Raw genomic sequence first — 3,594 nt, 5'->3', positions numbered from 1 at the left:
GTAGATGTCATTACTATTTTCGATGTCGATATGCTAATACCTGCTAATTAAAATGAGTTTTTCACAACGCTTTTAGGCGATAACTAGGGCCATTGATAGTAATCACAGTGGCATGATGAAGCAGGCGGTCCAGGATGGCTCCGGCCAACACCGGGTCGCCCAGCATCTCTCCCCAGTCAGCAAAGGATTTATTGCTGGTTATGATAATAGAGCCCTGCTCGTATCTCCTGGCCACCACCTGAAAAAGGTAATTGGCCACTTGAGCTTCCACGGGCAGATACCCCATCTCGTCTATAATCAGGAGGTCTGGTGTTATAAAGGTTTTCAAAGCCGAAAGGAAGCTGCCGTCCGCCCGGGAGGCATGTAAGACTGCAGCCATATCGGTTAGGGTGGTAAATAAAACTTTATACCCAGCCTGGCAGGCTTTTAAGCCCAGACCAAGAGCTAAGTGCGTTTTTCCGACCCCAGGCGGGCCAAGAAACAATGCGTTTTCATGCCGGCGTATGAAGTTCAAGGTGGCCAGATCCCATATTTTCTGTGGATTTAAAGAAGGCTGAAAAGAGAAGTCGAAGCTCTCCAGAGTTTTTATGGCCGGCATGCGGCTTTTATTTATCCTGGTCTGGACAGCCTTATGCTGCCTTTGTTCTAGCTCTTGGTCTATCAGACGGCGCAGGAAATCCAGGTAGGACATATTGGCGCTGGCAGCAGCTTTGAGTTCGCTGTCCAATATTTCGGCTATGGTAGAAAGGCGTAAGATCTTTAGTTTCGCCAGGAACTCCTGGTATTCAGCAGCTGCTAGCACTTAATTTTCACCTCCTGCAACTAAAGCGTACTCTTCTAAGGGCCTCACAGCTACCTGGCCTATCTCTATTTTGGTCTTAACGGTAGGAGCTGGGGGCGGAGCAGGAAATTCTTGTGCAGGCTCTTTGAAGTACTGGGCGCAGATATTGCGCACTGTACGGGCATCAAAGGCCTTATACTCGGTGGCCCGGGCAATGGCTTGTCTCACCACTTCTTTGGGGTAGTCTTCTAAAAGCTTAAGGACCTCTACAAGGTGATACCTCGCATTACCCGCCTTGGCCTGCACTACCCCGGCTAGAAAATCTTCAGCTTCAGGGAAATGCTCAAGGAAGCTCTCCCGCACTTCTGCTATGCGGCTGGGGTAGGAGGGCCGGGGTATGCCCACTTCATGCCGGGGGTCCCGGATAATTTGCCCCTTCCCGTGGACTTTTGCGTGCCGGGCTACTTCCTCCCCACGGTAAAAGATTAAAAGTTCCTGCCCCGTGTCCCTGACCGTTACCTCTTTGCCAGCCAGGATGAAGGGTACCGAGTAATAATTGCCCTCATAGCTTATTACAAAATCCTTGGATACTTTCCGCACTTCTTCCAGGTTAATGGTGTACTCTCCAGGAGGTAGGGGCCTTAACTTCTCCTCCTTTAGCCTTTTAAAAGGCACTTCTCCTGTGGTGCGGTGCACCCGGCAGTTAGCTACTTCATCAAGCCAGATACGGGCCTTGGAGTTTAAGTCTGTCAGGTCAGTAAACTCTGTCCCCAGGAAAAAGTCTTGCTTGATATAACGATAGGGCCGTTCTACCTTGCCTTTAGTCTGTGGCCTCCTTGGTGTGCAAAGAATAGGGCTAAACCCGAAGGTGCGGCTAAAATCTAAAAATTTCGGGTTCCACTGGATGGCCTGTCCCTCCCGGGAAAGGACCACGGTCTTGGGGTTATCATAAAGAATGGTCCAAGGTACCCCGCCAAGATAATTAAATCCGTTAATATGGCACCGGATAAAGGTGACCAGGTCCTGGGAGGTGGTAAACTCTATGTACATGGCCCGCGAGTAACTCAACACCATGCTAAAACACCAAAGTTTAACTTTCTTGCCCCCCCATTCTACTTCCCCCATTAAAGACCAGTCCACCTGGCCTTGCTCACCGGGTTCCGTCTCGAAACGTACGCAGGCCGGTCCAGGCTGCTCCTCCCTTATGGAGGCTACAAATTTCTTTACTGTATCATAGGAGCCGCTGTACCCTTGCGCCTTGATCTCCCGGTATAGCCGGGTGGCTGTAAGGTTGTACTTGGACAACCGCTCCTCTATGTAAGGTCTATAAGGGTCAAGGATGGAGGATTTGGCTTTCCTCTCCTTTACCTGGTAGTTCTCCTGCAATAAAGCCCGGTATACGGTCTTGCGGTCCACCCCCACCTCTTTGGCAATACGGCTTATGGGCATCCCTTCTTGGTAGTAGGTATGTATCATAGCCCACTCCCTCACTTCTATCACCGGCTATCCCCCCTGAAAAGCTTCGCTTTACTTCAGGGATAGCACGGCTTAGGCCTTCTTGTGTACCATTTTCTTTCCCATAAGTGTGGATTTTTGTTTCCCATAATTGTGGACTTTTTATTACCATATTTGTCCCGCTGTTATTACCATAACTGTAGAGTTTTCTCTTCCCATTTTTGTCCCTTTTTATATTACCACCGACACCTCCTCCCCAATACCTCTTCACTCACGCAATATTCGACTTAGCCGCTCATAAAAACCCTCTCTGGGCCCTACTAGAATAACCAAAACCACTTTATCCTCCGGCTTAAGGGTATATACTATCCGGTACTCACCTCCCAACGTGGTCACGGCCAGAGACCGCAAACCCTTATGTCCACGTAAGATTTTCCCTTTAGTCGGTTGCTGGCTTAGCTCAGCAAACCCCTTTTCTACAGCTTCCCTGATGTTTGCCTCAAGCTTTTCCAGGATTTTGACTACCCTTCTTGTGCCGTGTACCTCCCACATACCTGGCTACTCCTTGGGCCACAGTCTTACGGTCTGTCCGCTCCTGTATTCCTTTTCGGCTTCCTCGGCCAGAAGATCTAAATCCGCAGCGTGAAACCAGTCGAGAAGCTCTTCCTTGGAGAACCGCCACTGGTTACCGATCTTATGGGCTGGTATTCTGCCTTTCTTGGCATACTTCCGCAAGGTATATTCGCTTATCTTTAGCATTTTGGCTGCCTCTTTGGCTGTAAGTATTTCCAAAGGGATCACCTCCAGCAATATTTTACTTTATATCACTCATGCTAGCAATATAAACTTATATATAGCTTGCCGTTTACACACTTTTTCACAACACCTTTTTCGTTACGATATTAATAGGGCCAGGAGTTTTTCCTGACCCTTAAATAGTGCCTGTCAAACCATATCGTTGACCCTCACTCATTTTAGTTTCGACCATGAGTCCCATTCATGGGCTAATCCGAATGCTCCGTATTCACGGAAAGTCGGGGGCTGAACCCACAATCGCTGACAGGTCATGACCCCTAATTTTCTCCTCTCTTAAAAGCGCCTACGTGGGTCAAGATTTCTATCAGTGTCAATGAACACGTCCGGTTTTCCTAGCCTACGTGGGGTGGGGCGCCTAGAACCCCTTTTTCTCCGCCGCGGCTTCTCCTCCTCCCATTCCTCATCTTCCTCCCAGTCCTCTTCGTCATCGTCATCAACCCAGTCTTCTTCATCGCCCCAATCTTCTCTATTTAGCCCCCTAAGCAGTTTGGAAAATCTCCGTGTAGAACCTATAATAACCTTAGGGGGTGTGGTCAATGAGA

General features: G+C 49.0%; 4 protein-coding genes and 1 pseudogene. All 5 read right to left on the bottom strand.

Translation table 11 applies throughout. The annotated features are described in order from the left end of the window. Window positions 1-61 precede the first annotated feature (61 nt). The gene (gene istB / locus AC1BI1_RS15160) at window positions 62-802 is read right to left on the bottom strand and encodes an IS21-like element helper ATPase IstB (RefSeq protein WP_476718144.1); all 741 of its coding nucleotides are present in this window, start codon (window positions 800-802) and stop codon (window positions 62-64) included. Continuing rightward, entirely contained in the window at window positions 803-2,281 is a 1,479-nt protein-coding gene (gene istA / locus AC1BI1_RS15155) for an IS21 family transposase (protein ID WP_476718143.1), read from the bottom strand. A gap of 222 nt (window positions 2,282-2,503) precedes the next feature. Continuing rightward, on the bottom strand, window positions 2,504-2,788 hold the full coding sequence (locus tag AC1BI1_RS15150) for a type II toxin-antitoxin system RelE family toxin (RefSeq protein WP_476718142.1): 285 nt from the start codon (window positions 2,786-2,788) through the stop codon (window positions 2,504-2,506). Between the two features lie 6 nt (window positions 2,789-2,794). Beyond that, on the bottom strand, window positions 2,795-3,028 hold the full coding sequence (locus AC1BI1_RS15145) for a helix-turn-helix domain-containing protein (protein WP_476718141.1): 234 nt from the start codon (window positions 3,026-3,028) through the stop codon (window positions 2,795-2,797). Window positions 3,029-3,325: 297 nt separating this feature from the next. Beyond that, a pseudogene (locus AC1BI1_RS15140) lies at window positions 3,326-3,594 on the bottom strand (hypothetical protein); the annotation flags it as partial.

It is taken from the genome of Thermanaeromonas sp. DSM 22490 (assembly GCF_056378755.1).
The sequence above is the reverse complement of the archived record's forward strand: the minus strand, read 5'-3'. Positions and strand labels throughout refer to the sequence as shown.

Excerpts from the sequence above, each read along its gene's own strand:
- AC1BI1_RS15150 (WP_476718142.1), bottom strand. The coding sequence starts at position 2,788 with ATGTGGGAGGTACACGGCACAAGAAGGGTAGTCAAAATCCTGGAAAAG.